Annotated in this window: 21 protein-coding genes; 15 read left to right on the forward strand and 6 right to left on the reverse strand. The window is 70.8% G+C overall.

Features of this window, described 5'->3' with window-relative positions; genetic code table 11:
* The first annotated feature begins 23 nt into the window (after positions 1–23).
* The 7 genes from PUW82_RS02895 to PUW82_RS02925 all read left to right on the forward strand — a co-directional run bounded on the left by PUW82_RS02895 (position 24) and on the right by PUW82_RS02925 (position 7,763).
* Positions 24–392, forward strand: a complete 369-nt coding sequence (locus PUW82_RS02895; RefSeq protein WP_274220837.1) for a sterol carrier family protein — start codon at positions 24–26, stop codon at positions 390–392.
* 98 nt (positions 393–490) lie between these two features.
* The gene (locus PUW82_RS02900) at positions 491–1,381 is read left to right on the forward strand and encodes an HtaA domain-containing protein (protein ID WP_274220838.1); all 891 of its coding nucleotides are present in this window, start codon (positions 491–493) and stop codon (positions 1,379–1,381) included.
* Entirely contained in the window at positions 1,378–2,508 is a 1,131-nt protein-coding gene (locus PUW82_RS02905) for a heme/hemin ABC transporter substrate-binding protein (protein ID WP_274220839.1), read from the forward strand. Before PUW82_RS02900 ends, PUW82_RS02905 begins: the two co-directional genes overlap by 4 nt.
* An 83-nt stretch (positions 2,509–2,591) precedes the next feature.
* Positions 2,592–3,608, forward strand: coding sequence for a FecCD family ABC transporter permease (locus tag PUW82_RS02910; protein WP_274221731.1), 1,017 nt, complete (start codon positions 2,592–2,594; stop codon positions 3,606–3,608).
* Positions 3,605–4,405, forward strand: a complete 801-nt coding sequence (locus PUW82_RS02915) for a heme ABC transporter ATP-binding protein (RefSeq protein WP_274220840.1) — start codon at positions 3,605–3,607, stop codon at positions 4,403–4,405. The genes PUW82_RS02910 and PUW82_RS02915 overlap by 4 nt, the downstream gene beginning before the upstream one ends.
* A gap of 73 nt (positions 4,406–4,478) precedes the next feature.
* Complete coding sequence (locus PUW82_RS02920; protein ID WP_274220841.1) at positions 4,479–7,355, forward strand: HtaA domain-containing protein; 2,877 nt, start codon at positions 4,479–4,481, stop codon at positions 7,353–7,355.
* An 84-nt stretch (positions 7,356–7,439) separates the two neighbouring features.
* On the forward strand, positions 7,440–7,763 hold the full coding sequence (locus PUW82_RS02925) for a potassium transporter Trk (RefSeq protein WP_274220842.1): 324 nt from the start codon (positions 7,440–7,442) through the stop codon (positions 7,761–7,763).
* A 39-nt stretch (positions 7,764–7,802) separates the two neighbouring features.
* Here the strand turns inward: PUW82_RS02925 and PUW82_RS02930 are convergent, their stop codons facing one another.
* Positions 7,803–8,414: a zinc-binding alcohol dehydrogenase gene (locus tag PUW82_RS02930; RefSeq protein ID WP_274220843.1), complete on the reverse strand. Its 612-nt coding sequence runs from the start codon at positions 8,412–8,414 to the stop codon at positions 7,803–7,805.
* An 82-nt stretch (positions 8,415–8,496) separates the two neighbouring features.
* Positions 8,497–10,428, reverse strand: a complete 1,932-nt coding sequence (nagE, locus tag PUW82_RS02935; RefSeq protein ID WP_274220844.1) for an N-acetylglucosamine-specific PTS transporter subunit IIBC — start codon at positions 10,426–10,428, stop codon at positions 8,497–8,499.
* Positions 10,429–10,531: 103 nt separating this feature from the next.
* On the opposite strand from nagE, the gene PUW82_RS02940 reads away from it, so the two are divergent.
* The 5 genes from PUW82_RS02940 (at position 10,532) to PUW82_RS02960 (ending at position 16,368) form a co-directional block, all read left to right on the forward strand.
* Positions 10,532–11,671, forward strand: coding sequence for an ROK family transcriptional regulator (locus PUW82_RS02940; protein WP_274220845.1), 1,140 nt, complete (start codon positions 10,532–10,534; stop codon positions 11,669–11,671).
* Positions 11,672–11,705: 34 nt separating this feature from the next.
* Positions 11,706–12,491 carry a glucosamine-6-phosphate deaminase gene (nagB, locus tag PUW82_RS02945; protein WP_274220846.1) on the forward strand — a complete coding sequence of 262 codons (786 nt, stop codon included), beginning with the start codon at positions 11,706–11,708 and terminating at the stop codon, positions 12,489–12,491.
* A 68-nt stretch (positions 12,492–12,559) separates the two neighbouring features.
* On the forward strand, positions 12,560–13,678 hold the full coding sequence (gene purM, locus PUW82_RS02950) for a phosphoribosylformylglycinamidine cyclo-ligase (RefSeq protein ID WP_274220847.1): 1,119 nt from the start codon (positions 12,560–12,562) through the stop codon (positions 13,676–13,678).
* Positions 13,679–13,684: 6 nt separating this feature from the next.
* Positions 13,685–15,145: an amidophosphoribosyltransferase gene (gene purF, locus PUW82_RS02955; protein ID WP_274220848.1), complete on the forward strand. Its 1,461-nt coding sequence runs from the start codon at positions 13,685–13,687 to the stop codon at positions 15,143–15,145.
* Entirely contained in the window at positions 15,142–16,368 is a 1,227-nt protein-coding gene (locus PUW82_RS02960) for an MFS transporter (RefSeq protein ID WP_274220849.1), read from the forward strand. Before purF ends, PUW82_RS02960 begins: the two co-directional genes overlap by 4 nt.
* 9 nt (positions 16,369–16,377) lie before the next feature.
* Here the strand turns inward: PUW82_RS02960 and PUW82_RS02965 are convergent, their stop codons facing one another.
* On the reverse strand, positions 16,378–16,554 hold the full coding sequence (locus PUW82_RS02965) for a DUF3073 family protein (protein WP_091501735.1): 177 nt from the start codon (positions 16,552–16,554) through the stop codon (positions 16,378–16,380).
* Between the two features lie 147 nt (positions 16,555–16,701).
* Here PUW82_RS02965 and PUW82_RS02970 point away from each other — a divergent pair, with 147 nt between their 5' ends.
* Positions 16,702–17,232: a universal stress protein gene (locus PUW82_RS02970; RefSeq protein WP_274220850.1), complete on the forward strand. Its 531-nt coding sequence runs from the start codon at positions 16,702–16,704 to the stop codon at positions 17,230–17,232.
* Between the two features lie 27 nt (positions 17,233–17,259).
* On the opposite strand, the gene PUW82_RS02975 is transcribed toward PUW82_RS02970, so the two are convergent.
* From PUW82_RS02975 to PUW82_RS02985, 3 genes are all read right to left on the reverse strand, one after another.
* Positions 17,260–17,868 (reverse strand): PadR family transcriptional regulator, encoded by a 609-nt coding sequence (locus PUW82_RS02975; protein WP_274220851.1) that lies wholly within the window; start codon positions 17,866–17,868, stop codon positions 17,260–17,262.
* 5 nt (positions 17,869–17,873) lie between these two features.
* The gene (locus tag PUW82_RS02980; protein WP_274220852.1) at positions 17,874–18,833 is read right to left on the reverse strand and encodes a DUF4097 family beta strand repeat-containing protein; all 960 of its coding nucleotides are present in this window, start codon (positions 18,831–18,833) and stop codon (positions 17,874–17,876) included.
* A gap of 153 nt (positions 18,834–18,986) precedes the next feature.
* The gene (locus tag PUW82_RS02985; RefSeq protein WP_210006707.1) at positions 18,987–19,151 is read right to left on the reverse strand and encodes a hypothetical protein; all 165 of its coding nucleotides are present in this window, start codon (positions 19,149–19,151) and stop codon (positions 18,987–18,989) included.
* Positions 19,152–19,777: 626 nt separating this feature from the next.
* Here PUW82_RS02985 and PUW82_RS02990 point away from each other — a divergent pair.
* Entirely contained in the window at positions 19,778–20,047 is a 270-nt protein-coding gene (locus tag PUW82_RS02990; protein ID WP_274220853.1) for a DUF7218 family protein, read from the forward strand.
* 1 nt (position 20,048) lies between these two features.
* On the forward strand, positions 20,049–21,011 hold the full coding sequence (locus PUW82_RS02995) for a DNA topoisomerase IB (protein WP_274220854.1): 963 nt from the start codon (positions 20,049–20,051) through the stop codon (positions 21,009–21,011).
* Positions 21,012–21,045 lie beyond the last annotated feature (34 nt).

The following is a 21,045-nucleotide window of genomic DNA, read 5'->3' on the forward strand; positions in this document are numbered from 1 at the left end:
CCGACCGCGTTAGCGTAGGACCCATGGCCCGCAGCATCCTCACCGCCGACGGCCGCGCCGCCCTGGCCGCGGTCGCGACCGCTCATGACGCGGGCGAGAAGCCGGCGCGCACCGACCTCGCGACGGCCGTGCGGTATCTCTTGCAGCTGCTCGTCGAGAAGGCGCCGGGCAACGCGGTCGAGATGCGCGTGCCGCCGTTCGGTGCCGTGCAGGTCGTCGAGGGTCCGCGCCACACGCGGGGGACCCCGCCGAACGTGGTCGAGACCGACCCGCTGACCTGGATCGATCTCGCCACCGGCGTGCTGGCCTGGACGGATGCCGCGTCGGCGGGCCGCCTGACCGCGTCCGGCACCCGCGCCGACCTCATCGCGCTGCTGCCGCTGCGTCCCTGATACCTCGCAGGCCCACGGCTGGAGCCTGAGCGTTGCGACGCTAGGGTAGGTTAGGCTGACCTTATCTGGTCGCTCTCATCTCGACCCCAGGAGTCCCCGTGCGCTCTGCCGTCCGTCGACGCGGGGGCGTTGCGACGCTCGTCGCCGTCGCCGTCGCCGCTGCCGCGATCACCGTCCTGCCCGTCCAGGCGATCGACGCGGAGGCCGCCGTGCCCGACGCTGCTGGGTGCACGATCACCGACGCGACCGTCACCTGGGGGTTCAAGGAGTCGTTCCGCTCGTACATCTCGGGTTCGATCGCGAAGGGCGCATGGGAGCCGTTCGGCGGCGTCGGCTACGAGACGCCCGTCTTCACGTGGACCGGCGGTGCCGGCAGCTTCGACCCGGGCAGCGGCACCGGGACGATCGCCTTCCCGGGCGGCATCCGGTTCTCGGGGCACGGCGGCCTGCTCGACACGACGGTGCAGAACGCGACGGTCGAGATCGCGCCGGGGTCGGGGCGTGTGCTCGTCGACCTCGTCGGGGTGTCGATGGACAGCGCCCTGGCGGGAGACCGCACGGCGGTGACGAGCCCCCGGGTGCCGCTCGTGACGCTCGATCTCGCCGGGATGTCGGTCGATGCCGCCGACGGCGGCGGCATGATCACCCTGACGGCCACGGATGCCGCGACGGCCATCACCGCGGAGGGGTTCGAGGCGTTCGGCAACTACGAGACCGGAACGCCGTTCGACCCGCTGACCTTCACCGCATCCGGCAGCTGCGCGGCGCCGACCGTTACGGCCACGCCCGCCGCCCCGACCGGATCCCCAGCGACGGCGGAGACGCCCGCCCCGCGGGGGCAGGAATCGTCCGGCGGCGGCTCGCCCGCTCCCGTCATCGCGGCGGTCGCGGTGGCCCTCGTCGCGGTCGTCGGTGGGACCACCGCCGCCGTCGTGGCCACGCGCCGTGCCCGCGAGGGGTCGCGCTCCGCGGGCGGACCTGACGCGTGACGGGTGTGAAGACCGGCGGCATCGACCGGCGCCGTGTCGTCCCGCCGGCGCTCGTCGCGCTCGTCGCGCTCGTGCTGGCCGCGTGCACCCCGGTCGCGGAGCCGATGGGCGACGTCGGCGTCGCCGCCGACCGGGCGCCGCTGACCGCGCTCGTCCCGGACGCCGATCCTCGCGCTGTCCAGGGCCCGTCGACCGCCGTCTTGGGCGATGCCGCGGTCGAGCCGGTCGACGAGTCGCCGACGCAGAGCCTGCCGACGACGGTGGTCTCGCGCGATCTCACCGGCGCGCTCCCCGTCACGGTGACGGACACCTCGCGGGTCGTCGCGATGGACTTGTCAGGTTCGCTCGCAGCGACCGTCTGGGGCCTCGGCTTCGGCGAACGGCTGGTCGGACGCGACGTGTCGACGACGTTCCCGGGAGCGGCCGACCTGCCCGTCGTCACCGGCGAGGGACATACCGTCAACGCGGAGGCCATCATCGCCCTCGCCCCGACGCTCGTCATCACCGACGGCAGCATCGGGCCTGCCGATGTGGTGCAGCAGCTCCGCGACGTCGGCATCACGGTCGTCTTCGTCGAGCGCGCGTCTTCGTTCGAGGGAGCCGCCGAGCTGGCGCGCGAGGTCGGGGCGACGTTCGGTGCGCCCGCGGCGGGGGACCGCCTGGCCGAACGCATCGCGTCGGATGTCGAGCGCACGCGCGGCGAGATCGCGACCCTCGCTCCGACCGATCCGGACGATCGCCTGCGGATGGCGTTCCTGTATCTGCGCGGGTCGGCGGGGGTGTACTACTTGTTCGGCTCCGAATCGGGCGCCGACGACCTGATCGCGGGACTCGGCGGCAGGGATGTCGCCGCCGAGCTCGGATGGACGGGGATGCAGCCCCTGACCGACGAGGCGATGGTCGCCGCCGATCCCGATCTGATCCTCGTGATGAGCGACGGGCTCGCCTCGGTGGGCGGCGTGGACGGCCTGCTCGAGGACAAACCGGCGATCGCGCTCACGGCGGCGGGGCAGCACCGGCGGTTCGTCGACATGGCCGACGGGCAGATCCTCTCGTTCGGTCCGCGCAGCGCCGCCGTGCTCGACGCCCTCGCGCGCGCGGTCTATGCGCCCGAGACGCAGCCGTGACCACCGTCTCCACCCCGCCGCCCGCATCGGCACCGGCGGAGCCCGCTCGGGCGGGAGCCCTCCGAGCACACCGTCACCGAGCGGTGACGGTGACGGTGGCCGCACTGCTGCTCGCCGTGGGTGTCGTGCTGTCGGCGGGTCTGGGTCAGCTCCCCGTCGGTGCCGGGGCGGTGCTCGGATCGCTGCTGCGCGCCGTCGGCGTCCCGAACGAGGCGGCTCCCACCGACATGCTGGTCGAGCAGACCCTGTGGCAGATCCGGTTCCCGCGGGTGGCGATGTCGCTGCTCGTCGGTGCGCTTCTGGCTGTCGCGGGGGCCGTCATGCAGGCGATCTTCGCCAACCCGCTCGCGGAGCCGGGAGTCGTCGGGGTCTCGTCGGGCGCCGCGGTGGGCGCTGCTACCGCGATCACCGCGGGCGTCACGCTGCTCGGGCCGTGGTCGGTCGCTGCCTGCGCGTTCGTCGGCGGTCTCGTCGCAACCCTCGTGGTCTATGCCGCGGCGCGCGCGCACGGGCGTACCGAGGCGATCACGCTGCTGTTGACCGGCATCGCCGTCAACGCCTTCGCCGGCGCCGCGCTCGCGTTGCTGATGTTCGTCGGCGACACGGCCTCGCGCGAGCAGATCGTGTTCTGGCAGTTGGGTTCGATGAACGGATCGCGCTGGCCCGAGGTCGGTGTCGTCGCGCTGGTCGGAGCGATCGGACTCATCGTCGCGATCGCGCTGTCACCCCGCTACGACCTGCTGGCCCTCGGCGACCGCACGGCCGCTCACCTCGGGGTGCGGGTCGAAGCGCTGCGCGTCGTCTCGATCGTGGTGGTCGCGCTGCTCACCGGTGTCGCCGTCGCCTTCGTCGGGATCATCGCCTTCGTCGGACTCGTCGTGCCGCACGTCGTCCGGATGCTGCTGGGCCCCGCCCACCGCGCGCTGATCGTCGTATCGGCGCTTGGCGGCGCCGTGGTGCTGGTCTACGCGGACCTGCTCGCGCGGACGGTGGTCGTATCGGCTGATCCGCCCATCGGCATCCTCACGTCGCTCGTGGGCGGGCCCTTCTTCTTCTGGCTCATCCGTCGCACGCGCCGCCGGACGGGGGGCTGGGCATGACGAGCATCGCCTTCGAGGTTCAGGGCGTCGGGCTGCGGCTGGGGGGCGCGACGATCCTCCGAGACGTCTCCCTCGAGGTCCACTACGGCCGGCTGCTCGCGCTCGTCGGTCCGAACGGTGCCGGGAAGTCCAGCCTGCTGTCGCTTCTGACCCGCGATCAGTCGCCCACGACCGGGCGCATCATGTTCGACGCTCGGCCCCTGTCAGCGTGGTCGCCGCGTGAGCTGGCGCGGCGCCGGGCGGTGCTGCTGCAGGCGAATCAGGTCGCCTTCCCGTTCACGGGAGCGCAGGTCGTGGGAATGGGGCGGTCGCCCTGGATCGGGACGCCGCAGGCTGCGGACGACGGGTCCCGCATCGCTGCGGCGGTCGCGCAGGCGGATGTCGCGCACCTGTTGCACCGCGCCTATCCGTCGATGTCCGGAGGTGAGCAGGCCCGCGTGTCGCTCGCCCGTGTGCTGGCACAGGATGCGCCGGTGGTCCTGCTGGACGAGCCCACGGCGGCGCTCGATCTTCGTCACCAAGAGGACGTCCTGCGTGTCGCCCGTCGGCTCGCCGCAGCGGGACGCGCGGTAGTGGTCGTCCTACACGACCTCTCGTTGGCAGCCGCCTATGCCGACGAGGTCGCGATGATCGACGGCGGCGCCATCGTCGCTCATGGCGATGCGCCTTCCGTGCTGACCGCCCAACGGATCGGTGCCGTGTACCGGACGGCGGTCCGCGTGTTCGACGATCCCGAGAGCGGCCGACCCGTAGTCATCCCCCGGCGTGGACCGCTCTCAGACACTTCACATATCTGACTTAGGTGAGGCTAAGCTAACCAGGTCTCGCGCTTCCGGCGCGGCTGGCATCAGATTCCTGGAGGGGTTCCGCATGTTGAGAACGAGAAGAGCGGCCGCGCGGCGGGCGCTCGCGAGCACGCTGGCCGGTGCGCTCGTCGCTATGGCTGCCGTCGTGGGCGTCGCCACACCGGCGGTGGCAGCCGGATCGACGCTGGTTGCGTCGTCGACCGCCGTGCCCGGCGAAGCCGTGACGGTCGCCGTCACCGGCGCGGGGTTCGAGAATGCGCCGGTGTTCCCGGGGCAGCCCTTCCGGTCGGTGTACGTCGGTTTCGTCGAGGCGGGCAGCTTCGACGCCGACCAGAGCACGACGCCGGCACTCTCGCTGCGGGTCTCGGACTCCGGGACCGTGTCGGGGGAGCTGACCGTGCCGGCGGCGACCCTCGACCGGTCGCGTTCCTACGAGGTGATCGCGTGGCCGACCCGGTCCTTCCCCTCGGCAGCGAACGTCCTTGCTCGGACGTCGGTCGCGATCGATTGGGACGCGTTGTTCCCGCGCGTCGCGGAGCAGACGGTGACGTCGCTGACGGTGTCGCCGGCGGGGGAGAGCGTCGACGCTCAGCCGCTGACGTTGAGCGCCGCCGTGTCGCCGGCCGCGGACGGCACGGTGACGTTCACCGACGGGCAGACGGCGCTCGGGACGACGGCCGTGGCGGGCGGGATCGCGTCGCTGACCACGAGCACGCTTGCTGTTGGCGACCACCAGCTCTCGGCCTCGTTCACCCCCGCCGACCCGAGCGCGTACATCGCGTCGACGTCGGCGGCGGTCAATCACACCGTCGCACCGCGTCCGGCGACGCCCGAGCCGCCCCGGATCCCGACGCTGACGCTGTCGAAGTCCGCGGGCCTCGACCCGGCCGGTGAGGAGATCGCCGTCACCGGAACCGGCTACGACCCGTCGAAGCCGATCTATCTCACGACCTGCACCGACCGGCCTCTGACCGATGTCGACTTCGCCTTCATCGCAGCGGGGTGCACCGCCGGCGCGAAAGTCGTGACGTCGAGCCCGACGACCCCCACGATGGTGACGTTCGCCCCCGACGGGTCGTTCGAGACCACCCTGACCGTCGCACCGAAGGGCGACACGACGGCGGTCTACACGATCGCCGATCGCCGGGCCATGGCCGACCGTTCTCAGGACGCCAAGGCCTCGGTGTCGTTCGCGGCAGCCCCGGTCGATCCGGCACCCGCCCCGACACTCACGGTCACTCCCGACACGGATGTCGACCCCAGCGGTGCCACGCTGACGGTCGAGGGCCAGAACTACGAGAAGACCGCGGGCTTCGCCCTCCGCTTCGGGTGGGCGAACGACACGTGGAAGCCGTCTGCGGGCGGGGCCGACATCGACCGTCGGTCGGTCGTGTCCACCCGGGTCTCATCGGCACCCGCGGCCGACGCCAACGTGCAGTGGCGCGAGAACGCCGACGGCACGGTCGACTTCTCGTGGACCGTTGAGGTGAGTAAGACCGTCGCCGACCAGGCGCGACCGTCGGCCGACCACCGGCTCGGCGTGTTCACGTTCGGCAACGCCGCGACCGACGGCATCCAGCCGGCGAACGAGCTCTTCGTGCCGGTGACGTGGTCAGCGGTCGTCCCGCAGCCCGAGCCGCAGCCGACGACGGAGCCGAGGATCACGGTGACCCCGAACGCCGACCTCGACCCCGCGGTCGAGAACACGCTGGTCGTGTCGGGCACCGGCTACCGCGGTGACAGTGCCGTCAACGGCGTCTACGTGGGCTTCGGCGAGACGTCGGTATGGGCGGGCACGGGGCCGTTGCCATCCGACGGCTGGATCACCCTGTCGTGGGTGCGCCCGGAGGCGATCGTCGACGGTGCCTTCACGACCGAGCTGACGATTCCCGCCGGAGCGACCGGCCCGAGCGCGAATTACCACGTCGTGACGTCGGCGGCGCACGAGCTGTCGATCATCGACCGCTCGCTCGACGCCTTCGCCGAGGTGACGGTGGCGCAGCCCTCGCGTCCGTTCGTGGCGTTCCCCGGCGGCGCCTCCGCCGCGCAGGGTGGAACGATCGACATCGCGGGCGGCGGCTTCGCCGCGGGCGACATCGTGACCGCGATCGCACGCTCCGAGCCCGTCACGATCGGCACAGCCACGGCGGACGCGGCGGGTCGCGTGTCGTGGTCGTGGATGGTGCCGACCGGTTTCGCGGCGGGGGCGCACACTCTCGAGCTGAGCGTGGGCGGCACCGTCGTGGCATCCGCCGGCTTCACCGTCACGGCGGCCGTCGTCACTCCGGCGATCGAGACCGTACCGATGCCGTCGTGCGTCGCCCGGTCGGTGTCGGGGGCGACGATCCAGTGGGGCGTGAAGGAGTCGTACCGGTCGTACATCACCGGGCCGATCGCGCGCGGCGAGATCTCGGGCGGGTGGGGGTCGGGATCCGGCGCTTACAGCCCCGAGAACGACCGCGGGCGGGTGAGCTTCGGCGGTGCCGTCCACTACACCGGCCACGGCGGGCTGCTCGACATGACGCTGTCGAACCCGCGCGTCCAGGTGACCGGCGCGAACACCGCATCGCTCATCGTCAACGTGCAATCGAAGGGGTACAACGGTTCGTCTGACGTGAACGCGAACGGCGTCGTGTTCGCGGCCCTGTCGCTGCCCGCAGCCACAGAGACCGCGAACCGGGTGAGCTGGGATGGCGCCGCCGCGACGCTGACCGCCGCCGGCGCCGAGGCCTTCGGCGGCTTCTACGCCGCGGGTGAAGCGCTTGACCCGGTGAGCTTCGCCTTCCCGCTGGGTGCCGAGGTGCCGTGCGACGCATCCACCGACGCGACGCTCGCAGCCACCGGCGGTGACGCGCCCCTCGACCTGATGTGGGTCGGAGCCGGGATGCTGCTGATCGGTGCGCTCGCCGTCTCGATCGCCCGTCGGCGGCTGATGGCGTGACGAAACCCCCGGGAGGCGCCGCATACGGTGCCTCCCGGGACGTCGCACCGCCCGGGCCACCCCGGGCGGTGCGACAATAGGGGTATGGCTGAGGAGATCACCGAACGGGTCGAGTCGGCGCGTGTGCGCCGCGTGCCCAAGTACAGCGTCTTCCTCCTGCTCGGCGCGGCCGTCGGCATCATCGCCGCCCTGGCACTCACCTTCGGCGTCTCGGACGGCGGGGTCAGCACCAGCACGGGCCTCGAGTACTCGGTCGGTCAGGTGTTCGGCTTCATCGCGCTCGGCGCGATCCCCGTGGGGATGGCTCTGGGCGGGGTCGTTGCGCTCATCCTCGATCGGTCGGCGCGGCGTCGCTCGCGCGAGGTGCGCATCGTCCACGAGCGCGTGCGCTCCACCGACGACGCCTGAGACGCTGCCCGAGCTGCGGCATCCGGCTGCGGGCTCGCGTCAGGCGATCTCGGCGATGATCGGGGCGATCGCGGCGTCGAAGGCGGCGATGTCGCTGCGCAGCCCGTCGGTGACGGCGATGGTGAGCGATCCGATCCACCACACGCCCCGCTGGCTGAGCGGCAGGACCTGCACGTTGAGCTCGAACGAGTGGGCGCGCCGTCCGATGCGGCGCTCGTGCTGGGCGAGCGCTCCCGCATAGGCGCGATACGCGACGGCGCCCGCCGACTCGCTGCGCGCGGCGTAGCGAGCTTGCACATCACGGGCGAAGGTGACGGCGCGCGGGGCGTGCGGGCGCATCTCGCGCTCGAGCAGGTCGAACCCCTCGGTCGGCAGGGCGACCAGCGTGTCGAAGCCTGCGACGAGGTCGAGGGGAACCGGCGAGGGATGCGCGAGCGGCTCGACCGTCATCGCGAAGTAGGCGCGCCACTGCCGCTCGAGCTCGTGCTGCTCGTCCGCCGACCGGGCGGGCGGCGTTGCGTCGATGCCGCGCAGGTGAGGCAGCTCGTCGGGCGATCGGACGCCGAGCGCCTGCCGCAGGTAGAGCGCGACGACGGTCGGTGCCGAGGCATCCTCTCGCACCACCCACTCCGGAGCGCCCGCCGCATTCATGGCGCCCAGTTTAGATCCGCCGGTGACGCAGACGGCCGGTGCCGGCAGCGCACGCGACGCGCTCGGCACCGGCCGTCGAGGGTCACACGAACTCGATCGTGGCCTGTGCGTTGTTCAGCACGATGACCGGCGTGATCGGGTTGTATCCGGCCGAACGGATCGCCGCGGCGTCGAACCGCAGCAGCGGGCGGCCGGCGTGGACCCGCTCGCCCTGCTGCACGAGCGGCTGGAACCCCGAGCCCTTCATGTCGACCGTGTCGATGCCGACGTGGATGAGCAGCTCGGTGCCGTCATCGAGGGTCACGCCGATCGCGTGGCCGGTGGGGAACACCGTCGTGACCGTGCCCTCGGCGGGAGCGACGACGGTGTCGCCGCTCGGCTCGATCGCCACGCCGGGGCCCATCGTCCCCTGCGCGAAGACCGGGTCGGGCACGGCCGACAGCGGCAGCACCGCGCCGGCGACCGGCTGCGTCAGGCGGAGCACGGTGGCGGTGGCGGTGCCCCCGGCTGCGTGGGGCGTCTCGGTGCGTGCCTCACTGCCGGCGGGCGCACTGCGCGTGACGCTGCGGCCGGCGAGGACATCATCCATCGCGTCCTTGACGAACTGCACGTTGAGTCCATAGACGACCTGCACGGACTTCGCGCCCGAGATCACCGTCCCGGCGGCGCCCGCCCGCTTGAGGGCGGCGTCGTCGACGCGGGCCGTGTCGGCCACCTCGAGGCGGAGACGGGTGGCGCAGTTGTCGAGCTGGACGATGTTCTCCTTGCCGCCGAGGCCCGCGACGAAACGCTCCGCCGTGTCGGCGTAGTCGCCGCGGGGTGCGGTGCCCGACGACGCGTCGAGCGACTCATCGTCGTCCTCGCGTCCCGGCGTCTTGAGGCGGAACTTCAGGATGAGGAAGCGGAACACGATGAAGTACACCGCGAACCAGAAGATGCCCATGACCGGGATCATCCAGGGGTTCTGCGCGAGCGGGTTCATCCACCCGAGGACGAGGTCGATGAAGCCGGCCGAGAACCCGAAGCCCATCCGCGTCGGAAGCAGCGCCGCGATGAAGACCGAGATGCCGGTGAAGACGGCGTGCACGAGGTACAGCCAGGGCGCGAGGAACATGAACGCGAACTCGAGGGGCTCGGTGACGCCGACGAAGAAGGATGCGAAGGCGGCGGAGAGCAGGATGCCGGATGCCATCTTCTTGCGCTTGGTCTTGGCGGTGACGTACATCGCGAGGGCGGCGCCGGGGAGGCCGAACATCATGATCGGGAAGAACCCGGTCATGTACTGGCCGGTCGTTCCGAAGACACCGTCACCGCCCGAGCCGGCGAGGAAGTTGTTGAGGTCGTTGATGCCGGCGACGTCGAACCAGAACACCGAGTTCAGCGCGTGGTGCAGGCCGAGGGGGATGAGCAGGCGGTTGAGGAACCCGTAGATGCCGGCACCCACGGGGCCGAGCGTCGAGATCCATTCGCCGAAGATCACGAGACCGGTGTAGACGACGGGCCAGACGAAGAACAGGACGGCGGCGACGACCAGGGAAACGCCCGCCGTCACGATCGCCACCGAGCGCTTGCCCGAGAAGAACGACAGGGCGTCGGGCAGCTTGACGTCCTTGAAGCGGTTATACGCCCAGGCGCCGATGAGGCCGCAGATGATGCCGATGAAGACGTTCTGCACCTTGCCGAACGCAGGGTCGACCTCGGCGACATCCTCGACGCCGAGGAAGCCGGTGACGGTCGTCGGGCTGAGAAGCGTCGTGATCGTGAGCCACGAGACGAGACCGGCCAGCGCGGAGGTGCCGTCGGACTTATTGGCCATGCCGATCGAGATGCCGATCGCGAACAGCAGCGCCATATTGTCGATGAGCGCGCCGCCGGCGGCGGCGAGGAACGTCGAGACCAGGTTGCTGCCGGCCACCGACGTGATCCAGTAGCTGATGCCGACCAGGATGGCGGCGACGGGCAGGACGGCGACGGGCAGCATGATCGACCTGCCGAGTCGTTGGAAGAATTTCACGGGTCACTCCGATGTGCGCGGGGTCGGGACGTTCCACAGTATTGTTTAAGAACGTTTCCGAATTATTTCTCGGGAACTGTACTCGATGGGAGAGCGGATGGCCATGACGACGTCGGCAGCAAGCGCATCGACGCGCTCGCGCGGTCGCCGCATCCGCCCCGAAGACGCCCGCAGCAACAACCGTCGTCTCGTGCTGCAGGCGCTGTACCGACAGGACGGGCTCTCGCGCGCCGACCTCGCCCGCGCCACCGGCCTGTCGCAGGTCACGATCTCGGACCTCGTCGGCGACCTCGTGCAGGACGACCTCGTCGTCGAGCGCGGGGCCGGGCGGCGCAGTGGACCGGGTGCCCCCTCCCGCGCTCTCGCCCTCGCACGCAGCGCGCGCAACGTCGTCGCCGTGTCGATCTCGAGCGGCGACACGTTCGAGGGTGTGGTCGTCGACCTCGCCGGCGCGGTGCTCGTCCGCGAGGTCGTCGAACGGCGCGGCGCGACCGGTGATGAGGCCGTGGCCCTGCTCGGCGACCTCGTCGAGCGCCTGGTGGCCCGCGCCGAGGCGCCCGTGCTGGGCGTAGGCGTGTCGACCCCGGGCATCGTCGATGGCGCCGGTGTCGTGCGCGAGTCGTCGCACCTGGCCTGGACGGATGTCGCCCTGCGCGACATCCTGCACGAGCGCACCTCGCTTCCGATCGCGGTTGCGAACGGCCTCAACGCGGCGGGTATCGGCGAGCTCAGCCACGGGCAGGTCGATCACGATCTGCTGCTCGTCCGCATCGGTGCCGGTGTGGGGGCGGCGGCGATCATCGACGGCTCCGTCGTGCACGGCCGCAATTGGACCGCGGGCGAGCTCGGCCACGTCGTCGTGACCGAGGGCTCCGGTCCCGTCTGCGCGTGCGGACGGACCGGATGCCTCGAGGCCTGGATCTCGGTGCCGAAGCTCGAGGCCCGCGTCGCTGCGGCGTCCGACGCCGACGCCGCGGCCGACCGCCGGCGCGAGGCCGGGCGTTGCCTGGGCATCGCGCTCGCGCCGCTCATCGCCACGCTCGGACTGACCGACGTCGTGCTGAGCGGTCCGGCGGCGCTGCTCGACGGCGTGCTCATCGACGCCGCGCGCGAGGCGATCGGCGCCCGGGTGCTGCCGATCGTCTTCGACGACCTGATCCTGCGCCGCGCCGAGGGCGACGGCGACCTGCGGTTGCGCGGCGCCGCGGCCCTCGTGCTGTCCGAGACCCTCGGTCTCACCTGAACGAATCAACCGGTCCGACCCGAAAGGCAACGCCATGGCAGAAGTGATCATCGTCCGCGACGAGCAGGAGGCCGGCCGCCTGGTGGGCGATGCGATCGTCGACCTCGTCAGCGCCCGCCCCGACGCGGTGCTGGGCCTGGCCACCGGATCGACCCCGCTCGCGGTGTACCGGCACCTCGCCGAGCGGGTGCGCGGCGACGGCATCGACGTCTCGCGCGTGCGCGGCTTCGCGCTCGACGAGTACGTGGGCCTGCCCGCCGGTCACCCCGAGAGCTACCGCCGGGTCATCGAGCGCGAGGTCGTCGAGCCGCTGGGGCTGACCCCCGCGAACATCCGCGTGCCGCGCGGCGAGCTCGACGGCATCGAGACCGCCGGCGAGGAGTACGAGGCCGCGATCCGCGAGGCGGGCGGCGTCGACCTGCAGATCCTCGGCATCGGCCGCACCGGGCACATCGGCTTCAACGAGCCGGGCAGCTCGCTCGCCTCGTCGACCCGGGTGAAGACCCTCGCAGAAGAGACCCGCGCCGACAACGCACGGTTCTTCGACTCGCCCGACGAGGTGCCGATGCACTGCATCACCCAGGGCATCGGCACGATCCTGCGCGCCCGACACCTCGTGCTGCTCGCGTTCGGCGAGGCCAAGGCCGCCGCGGTCGCTGCCGCGGTGGAGGGCCCCGTGAGCACCTCGGCTCCCGGGTCGGCGGTGCAGCTGCATCCGCACGTCACGGTCGTCGTCGACGAGGCCGCCGCGGCGTCGCTCGCTGAGGCCCCGTACTACCGCCACGCGTGGGCGAACAAGCCGGCCTGGCAGGGGATCTGATCGCGTCGGGACGGCCGGCATCCGCCGGGCGGCACTCGGGCCCCGCGCGTGCCGGTACTGTGGATGCCGTGGCCTCGAGTCCCACTGATCCCTATACCCAAGCCGGTGTCGACACGGCGGCGGGAGACCTCGCCGTCGAACTGATGAAGTCGGCCGTCCGTCGCACCCACGGTGCCGAAGTGCTCGGAGGGGTCGGCGGCTTCGCCGGACTCTTCGACGCCACCGCGCTGCTGGGCTACACCAAGCCGCTGTTGGCGACCTCGACCGATGGCGTCGGCACGAAGGTCGCGATCGCGCAGGCGATCGACAAGCACGACACGATCGGGCAGGACCTGGTCGGGATGGTCGTCGACGACATCGTCGTGGTGGGCGCCAAGCCCCTGTTCATGACGGACTACATCGCGTGCGGCAAGGTCGTGCCCGAGCGCATCGCCGACATCGTCCGCGGCATCGCCGACGGCTGCTCCGCCACGGGGACGGCCCTCGTCGGCGGCGAGACCGCCGAGCACCCCGGTCTTCTGGGCGTGAACGACTACGACGTCGCGGGCGCCGCGACCGGCGTCGTCGAGTCCGCGCAGGTGCTCGGCGCCGAGCGGGTCCGGGATGGCGACGTCGTGCTCGCGCTCGCCTCGAGCGGCCCGCACTCCAACGGGTACTCGCTGATCCGTCACATCATCTCTGGTGCGGGCATCGGCTACGGCGACCACGCCGCCGACTTCGGTCGCACGTGGGGCGAGCAGCTGCTCGAGCCCACGCGCCTCTACACCTCACCGCTGCTGCGCCTCATCGGGCAGCTCGGCGACGGCATCCGCTCCCTCAGCCACGTCACGGGAGGCGGCATCGCGGCGAACCTCGCGCGCGTGCTTCCTCGCGGCAGCTGGGTCGACGTCGACCGCTCGACCTGGTCGCCCTCGCCGGTGTTCCGTGTCCTCGCCGACCTGGGCGGGCTCGACGTGCAGCGCACCGAGGGCACGTGGAACCTGGGCGTCGGCTTCTTCGCCGTCGTGGCCCCCGAGGCCGTGGATGCCGCGATCGCCGCGCTCACCGCCGACGGCATCGACACGTGGCAGACGGGCGTCGTCTCGACCGGTCCCCGTCCCGACGGCGACTACGAGCAGGGCGCGAAGGGCGTGGACGGCGGAGCCGTGCGCCTGGTCGGCGGATACCGCGAAGCAGGAGCGAAGTAACACCACATGTGCGGAATCGTCGGCATCGTCGGGCAGTCCCCGGCGAACCAGGAGATCTACGACGCCCTTCTGCTGCTGCAGCACCGCGGCCAGGATTCGACGGGCATCGCGACCGCCGAGCGGAACGGCGTCTTCCACATCTTCAAGGCGAGCGGGCAGGTCCGCGAGGCCGTCCGCACGCGTGACATGCGCGCGTTGCTCGGCAACATCGGGCTCGGTCACGTGCGCTACGCGACGAAGGGCACCGCGTCGAGCGAAGAAGAGGCGCAGCCCTTCTACGTCAACGCGCCGTACGGCATCGTTCTCGTCCACAACGGCAACCTCACCAACACCCGCGAGCTGACCGACGAGCTGTTCCGCAACGATCGCCGGCACCTGAACACCAGCTCCGACACCGAGCTGCTGGTGAACGTCCTCGCGAACGAGTTGCAGACCACGATTTCCGGCCTCGCGCTCGACCCCGACCAGGTGTTCCAGGCCGTCGAGCGGGTGCACGAGCGCGTCGAGGGCTCGTACGCGGCGATCGCCCTCATCGCGGGGCACGGGCTGTTGGCGTTCCGCGACCCGTTCGGCATCCGCCCCCTCATCCTCGGCACCCGCCGGGCCGAGAACGGTCGCGACGAGTGGACGGTCGCGTCCGAGTCGCTCGTGCTCGAGAACGGCGGCTTCGAGGTCGTCCGCGACGTCGAACCCGGCGAGGCGGTGTTCATCGACGCCGACGGCACGCTGCACGCGCGCCAGTGCGCCGCGCAGACGCAGCTCGCGCCGTGCTCGTTCGAGTACGTCTACCTCGCGCGGCCCGACTCGATCATGAACGGCATCTCGGTCTACGAGGCGCGCCTGCGCATGGGTGAGCGCCTGGCCGACACGATCGCGAAGTACACCCCGCAGGACGCCATCGACGTCGTCATGCCGATCCCCGACTCGTCGCGCCCCGCTGCGATGCAGGTCGCCCGCAAGCTCGGTATCGAGTACCGCGAGGGCTTCTACAAGAACCGTTACGTCGGCCGGACGTTCATCATGCCCGGGCAGGCGGTGCGCAAGAAGAGCGTGCGGCAGAAGCTCAACGCGATGTCGAGCGAGTTCAAGGGCAAGAACGTCCTGCTCATCGACGACTCGATCGTGCGCGGCACGACCTCGAAAGAGATCATCCAGATGGCGCGGGATGCCGGTGCCAAGAGCGTCACGTTCGCCTCGGCGGCCCCGCCGGTGCGCTACCCGCACGTCTACGGCATCAACATGCCCTCGCGTCACGAGCTCATCGCGCACGGTCGCACGATCCCCGAGATCGCGCGCGAGCTGGGCTGCGACTACCTCGTCTACCAGGAGATCGACGACCTCAAGGCCGCGATCGTCGAGGGCACGGGCATCACCGACCTCGACATGAGCTGCTTCGACGGCCGCTACGTCACCGGCACCGTGTCGGACGAGTATCTGAGCTGGGTCGAGGGCACCCAGCAGTCGTGAGTGCTCTCTGGCGCGGGCGTGCGCTCGCGTTCCTCGGCGTCGTGCTCGTGGCGTTCTCGCTGCGGTCGGCGGTCGCGTCGCTGTCGCCGATCCTCGCCGAGATCGACGCCGACATCGGGGTGCCGTCGTGGGTCGCCGGTCTGATCGGCGCCGCGCCACCGGTGTGCTTCGCCGTCTTCGGGGTGGTCACTCCCGTGCTCGAGCGACGGTTCGGTCTGCAGCGTCTCGCCGTCGCGGCGATGGTCATCGCCGCGACGGCGCTGCTCGGACGTGCCCTCGCCCCGGAAGCGGGCACGCTGCTGGCGGCCACCACCGTGCTGTTCGCGGCGATCAGCATCGGCAACGTCGTGCTGCCGCCCCTGATCAAGACGTACTTCCCCGACCGTGTGGGAACGATGACGTCGATCTACTCGACGATGCTCGCGATCGCGGCCTTCGTGCCGCCGCTGGTCGCGGTGCCCATCGCCGACACCGCCGGCTGGCGACTGTCGCTCGGCTTGTGGTCGGTCTTCGCGGTGATGGCGATCGTGCCCTGGGTCGCGACGCTGCGGCGGTCGCGCCGCGCCGCGGCTGCGGATGCCGCGGATGCCGTCGAGCCCCCGCCCCCACCACGCGTGCTCGGCCGGCTCTTCCGGCTGCCGCTGGCGTGGGCGATCGCCGTGACGTTCGCCGTGTCGGCCTCGAGCGTCTACGCGTCGTTCGCGTGGCTGCCCATCATCCTCGTCGACCTCGCCGGGGTGTCGCACTCCGAGGCGGGCGCGTTGCTCGCCCTGTTCGGTGCGATGGGACTGCCCTGGTCGATCCTCGTGCCCCTGGTCATCACGCGCTGGCGGCGCCTTGGCGTCATCTACGCGGTCGCCGCGACGGCGGGACTCGTGGCCGTCGCGGGGCTGCTGTTCGCGCCGAGCGCTGCGGTCGTGCTCTGGGTCGTGCTGCTCGGTACGCCTCAGATGCTGTTCCCCGCCGCGCTGGTGTTCATGCAGCTGAAGACCCGGACGCACGAAGGCGCGGTCGCGCTCAGCGGATTCGCCCAGAGCGTCGGCTATGCCGTCGCCGCGGTCTTCCCCATCTCGTTCGCTCTGCTGTCGGAAGCGACGGGGGACTGGACGGGGCCGCTGATCATGATCGGCGTGCTGATGCTCGCCGCGATCCCCGCAGGGGTCGTCGTCACCCGCTCGCGAACGATCGAAGACGAGTGGGAGCAGCGCCGCGGCGCATGGTGATGAACCCGGTCAGGCCTTCTCGTCCTCGTACTCGTCGGAGTACTGGTCAGCCCACTTGTCGACGTACTGATCGTCGTCCGAGTGCCCAAGCTCCTTCTCGAGCGAGGAGAAGTTGACATTGTAGGTGTCGTACTTCAGCTCACGTGCGATCTTGGTGTGCTTCGCCTTTTGACGGCCACGCCCCATGCGAGACCCCCTCATTTCTGAGTCACGGGCTGTTTAGCGACGCCCGGAGCATTTCACGATCCGGCGCAGCGCCGGGGAAGAGTAGCATCAAGAATAACACGGTGGCCACCTGCCCTCGCGGCCTGACCGCCGAGACAGGGGGCGATCATGGTCGAACAGCACTCCGTCCGAGACGAGAGCCGGCTTCCTTCCACGCCGGTCATCGCCGGCGTCATCCCCGGGCAGTCGCCGCGCGTCCTCATCGAGGCGGCACGATACGCCGGAATGCTCGGTGTCGGGCTCGTGATCGTGCACGTCGACGTGACGCGATTCGTCACGTACGAGGATCCCGACGGCTACGTCCATACGGCGCCGATCGACCTCGGTGCGGTTTCGAGCGCGGCGCAACTCGAGCAGATCCGCACCGCGGCCGCCGAGGCTCTCGCCGCGTCGACGGTCGACTGGGTCGTTCATCAACTGGTGGGCGACCCGGCGCTCGCGATCAAGCACCTCGCCGACCGCCTGGACGCCAAGCTGCTCGTGGTGGGAACGCGTCGTCGCGGCATCGGCGAGTCGATCCGCGAGTTCTTCACCGGCTCCGTCGCCGCGCGTCTGGCACACCGGCAGCAGCGGCCGATCCTGGTCGTGCCGCAGGGACAGCAGGCCGCGGACGACGAAGACCTCTGGCCCGAGCCCTGAGGCATCGGACCAGAGGCCTGAACGGACTCAACCGCGCAGCGCGCGCAGCAGGTCCTGTCGTGCGCCGTCCAGCGTCGCGACCAGGTCGTCGATGACGGATGCGGCGATGTCGCCGTCCCGCGCGACGTGCGAGCGCAGGTCGGCCTTGACGTTCACGCGGAACTCCGCGATCGCGGCATCCGCTCGCTGCGCCTGCGCGCGTGCCTGTGCGCGGGGGCTCTCGGGCTGAGGCGCGCGCTTCGCGGACTCGCGGTCGGCGTTGGCGGCCGCGGCGAGGTCGGCCTGCAGGCTCTTCATCGCTGCACGGACGCTGCCGCGCACCTCGTCGGCGATGAGGCGGACGCTGTCGGCGAGGCCGGCCTCGATGCCGTCGAGGTCGTGCCGGCGGGCGTCGAGCTGCTCGCGTCCCGCGTCGGTGATCTCGTAGACGGTCTTGCGACCGTCGACGGTCTTGGTCACGAGGCCTTCATCCTCGAGCTTGGCGAGGCGCGGGTAGATGGTTCCGGCGCTGGGCGAGTACGTGCCGCCGGTGCGGTCGGAGAGCGCCTGCATGAGGTCGTAGCCGTGGCGGGGCGACTCATCGAGCAGGGACAGCAGGTACAGGCGAAGATCGCCGTGGGAGAAGACGGGACTCATGGCGGTCACTCCTGGCTGCGGTGCTGGTCGTCGCCGAGGGGCGGCGCGACGGTGTCGGGTGCGGATTCGCTCTGCGGCGCGGATTCGGTCTGCGGCGCCGCGGCGAGGCTGTCGGTCTCGTCGTCGGCGCTGACCGCGGTGCCGCCGGCGACGGGTCGGCGCAGAACGGTGAGGTCGCCCGAGACGGAGTTGGTGCGGACGTCGACGAACGTGCCGCTGAGCTCGCCGCTCGATCCGGCGAAGCTCGTGAGCGGGCCCGTGCCCTGCCCCGATCGGACGATGCCGTCGACGAGGACGCGTCCACTGACGCTGCGCACCTGGTAGTTGGCGGGCAGTCCCTCGTCGAGGCGAACGGTGGCGTCGCCGCTGACCGTGTGCAGCGAGATGGACTGGATAGGGCCGGTCGAGTCGACGAGCATCGCGCCGGAGACGGTGTCGATGCTGGCGGCGCGCAGCGCACCGGTGGCCGCGACGTCACCCGAGACGGAGTTGGCGCTGAGAGCCCCGCGCAGCTCGCGGATCTGCACGTCGCCCGACACGGCGTTGGCGCTGACGTCGCCCGTGATGCCGTCGACGATGATGTCGCCCGAGACGGTGTTGACGCGCGCGTCTGCTTCGAGGCCCGAGACGAGGGCGCTGGCGCTGACGACGCCGAGCGTCAGGTCGGTGCCGCGCGGTACGGCCACGCTGATCTCGGCTTTGGGGCCGACGGAGCCGAAATTGCGGAAGACCTGGAGGAAGTTGTCCCAGCGCAGCTGCGGGTGATCGATCTCGATCGTGTCGCCCGTCGCCTCGATGCGCAGATCCTTGCCGGTGACCGAGTGCACCTCGATCCGTACGCCCGGCTCGTCATGGGCCACGATGTCGATCTGGCCACCGACCATGCTGACCTTGAGCTTGCGGATGTCGTCGACGTCGATGACCCGGGTCTCAGCCGGGTGGACGATCCACTTCTGGAGTGTCATGGCGTTCCCTCTGTTCGGCGACCTCGGTCGCAGTCGATACGCGATATATCGCGTTAGCAGGACCATAACACGATATATCGCGTCTGTCACCATGCGTCCGGAAAAGCAGAACGCCCCCACCCGGAGGGTGGAGGCGTTCTATCGACGCGACGGTCAGACGCGCTTGTTTCCGCTGATTACTCGGAAGAGGAACGCGATGAGTGCGATCACACCCACGATCAGAGCGACCCAGAGCAGCCAGCTGAGGGCGCTGTTGAGGCCGCTGACGATCGCGAGCACGATCGCCACCACGATGATGATCACCAGGAAGATGTTCATGGGGGCTCCTTGTCTGTCTCCCAATACCCGTCCCGACTGCGAGACGTTCGCGCCGGTGAGCGCTGACAGTCACATTAGAGAAAGCCGTGTGTGCGCCGCGAGGGCTTGACTCCGGATTTCCGGCGATGGTATTCGCCCAGGCGTGAGGCTGGGTGCAGACTGCTCGATCAGAACGGCGGGATGTCGTTCGGAGGCGGCTCGGTCATCGGTCGGCCCGACGTCGGCGGATCCGTCGCGGGGGTGAACGCGACGAGTGGCGGTGGTGCGTCTTCGCGGTAGATCCTCCCGGTGGGGGAGGTCCACACAAGGAGTCCTCCCCCGAGCTTGCCGAGGGCGCGGTCGATGTGGTCCGCGCGGGTCAGATCCGCGAAGTGCGGGTGCTCGCTGCGGCAGGCCGACTCGCCCAGCAATCCGCCACGAGCGCGGCCAGCACGGCGGCATCCGCGTCGCTGCCGAATCCCGCACTCGAAGACATGTTCGAATATTGCCACGAACCTCCGACATCGCCCATCGACGCGCACGGTGCGCAGACCGACGCGGCTACGCGCGCGCGGGAACCGTGTCAAGCACCTGCGCCGGCTCTGGTCGCGCTCGTAATCTCGGCTCCACGACGAAGGGAGACAGCCATGCCGCAGGGACGTGGATCCAACAGTCTGAAAGACCCGGAGCTCTACGAAGAGCTGCGCGAGGACGGCGCTTCGAAAGAGAAGGCCGCCCGCATCTCGAACGCGGCCGCCCGTGACGGGCGCAAGGCTGTGGGACATCGCGGCGGCACGTCCGGCGACTACGAGGACTGGACCGTCGACGAGCTCAAGAAGCGCGCGAAAGAACTCGGCATCTCCGGCTACTCGGGCAAGAAGAAGGCGCAGCTCATCTCGATGCTGCGCGATCACTGAGGTGCCCCGGCTCGTCCGAGTCCGCCCCGGCGTCGATCCCGGCATCCGCCGTATCCGCTCGGGAAAGGGCTTCCGTTACACCGACGCCGCCGGCGGCGCGATCGGCCGCCGCGATCTGGCGCGCATCCGCACCATCGTGATCCCGCCTGCGTGGCAGGACGTCTGGATCAGCGAGAACCCGCAGGGTCATGTCCAGGTCGTGGGCACCGACGACGCCGGCCGGCGGCAGTACATCTACCATCCCGACTGGACGCGCAGCCGCGACAAGGGCAAGTACGCGCGGGCGATGGAGCTCGCCGAGGCGCTGCCCCGCGCCCGCTCGCGCGCGACGACGTCGCTGCGGCGCGCGGAGCTCGACCGTGAGCGCGTGCTGGCCGCCGCGTTCCGCATGCTCGACCGGTCGGCGCTGCGCATCGGTTCGCAGCGCTACCTGCTGCAGCACGGCAGTCGCGGGCTCACCACGCTCCGCCGCCGTGACGCTTCCGTGGCCGAGAGCATCGTCAACCTCGCCTTCTCGGGCAAGAGCGGTCAGCGCCAAGCGCTCGAGATCTCCGACCCCGACCTCGCCGCCGCCATCCTGATGCTGATCGAGGGTCGCCCGGCGTCGCCGCTGCTCGCGTGGCAGCGCGAGCGCCGTCGGGTGCCGCTGACGCCCAACGAGGTCAACGCCTACGTCCGAGCCCTCACCGGCGGGCCGTTCACGGCGAAGGACTTCCGGACGCTGCGCGGCACGGTCGTCGCGGCGGACGCCCTCGCCCGCATCGGCATCGCCGAGACCGCGCGCGCCATCCACCAGGCCGAGGTCGAGGCCGTGCGCGCCGCCGCGACCGCGCTCGGCAACACGCCCTCGGTCGCCCGCAGCTCGTACATCGACCCGCGGGTCTTCGAGCGCTACCGATCGGGGATGCTGCTGGACACGAACGTGTCGCCCGAGTCGGCGATCCGGTCGCTCGTCCTCGGCTGAGCCGGCCGCCCCGCTCGCGGTGTGGCGGCGCGGC

Source organism: Microbacterium thalli (genome assembly GCF_028737325.1).
Classification (GTDB): domain Bacteria; phylum Actinomycetota; class Actinomycetes; order Actinomycetales; family Microbacteriaceae; genus Microbacterium; species Microbacterium thalli.